The organism is Borborobacter arsenicus, assembly GCF_003934165.1.
Classification (GTDB): domain Bacteria; phylum Pseudomonadota; class Alphaproteobacteria; order Rhizobiales; family Rhizobiaceae; genus Pseudaminobacter; species Pseudaminobacter arsenicus.
This window is the reverse complement of record NZ_RKST01000096.1, coordinates 1-883: the sequence shown is the minus strand read 5'-3', so window position 1 is coordinate 883 and position 883 is coordinate 1. Positions and strand designations below refer to the sequence as shown.

General features: G+C 56.4%; 1 tRNA gene and 2 pseudogenes. 1 reads left to right on the top strand and 2 read right to left on the bottom strand.

The annotated features are described in order from the left end of the window. Positions 1–102 (bottom strand): annotated as a pseudogene (locus EET67_RS25350) (porin); the annotation flags it as partial. Between the two features lie 125 nt (positions 103–227). Continuing rightward, positions 228–318: transfer RNA gene (locus EET67_RS25345), tRNA-Ser, on the bottom strand. A 463-nt stretch (positions 319–781) separates the two neighbouring features. On the opposite strand from EET67_RS25345, the pseudogene EET67_RS25340 reads away from it, so the two are divergent. Continuing rightward, a pseudogene (locus tag EET67_RS25340) lies at positions 782–883 on the top strand (porin); the annotation flags it as partial.

The following is an 883-nucleotide window of genomic DNA, read 5'->3' as shown; positions in this document are numbered from 1 at the left end:
CATGGGTTCCGGTTCGGCGACGACAACGGCGTCGGCCGCGTAAGCACCGGATACTGCGAACAAGGCCGCAGCGGAGCCGAGAAGAAGGCTCTTGGTGTTCATTTTCTGACCTCCAGTCAGAATCCTGACCGGGGCTTGGGGAGAAGCCTGGATGTGTCGCGATGAATTCGCTTAGCTGTTTGAAATTTAAGGTATTTCTCTAGCCCACATCAGGCTGGGCGGGTTGCTGGCGGAGAGGATGGGATTCGAACCCACGAGAAGCTTTTGACCTCTACTCCCTTAGCAGGGGAGCGCCTTCGACCACTCGGCCACCTCTCCGGCGCACCGCTGGATAATGAAAAGGGCGGCCACAAGCAATAAGCTTAGGCCGATATAGCCGAAATAAAGCGCCCCAATGTCAAAAAATTCAATCGATCCGAAGCATATGCCAGAATCATCCAGGCTCGCGGTGGCTATTAAAGGCGCTGTCTGGCCTTGCGGTATGGGCGATTCCACCGGCTGCGCCCGTGGATTCCCGCTCCGGTCCGTAACCTTTGTTAATGACATGTTACCGGGGGGCATCAAATCGTGTCATTTGTGCCACAGGGACTCCTGATCGAACGGCGAGGGCCTCCCAGGCGGTACGAACGCGGTTGAACGGCGATGAACGATCAGTAATGTCGGTCGCGGAGAAGGGGCGAACATTCGAGTCTTCTTCGGCATTGGGGATGGGGCAGGGAAAGCTGTCCTTCAGCAAAAAAATACCCAGACCCGTTTTTTAACTTTGACTGGAGGTCAGAAAATGAACACCAAGAGCCTTCTTCTCGGCTCCGCTGCGGCCTTGTTCGCAGTATCCGGTGCTTACGCGGCCGACGCCGTTGTCGTCGCCGAACCGGAACCCATG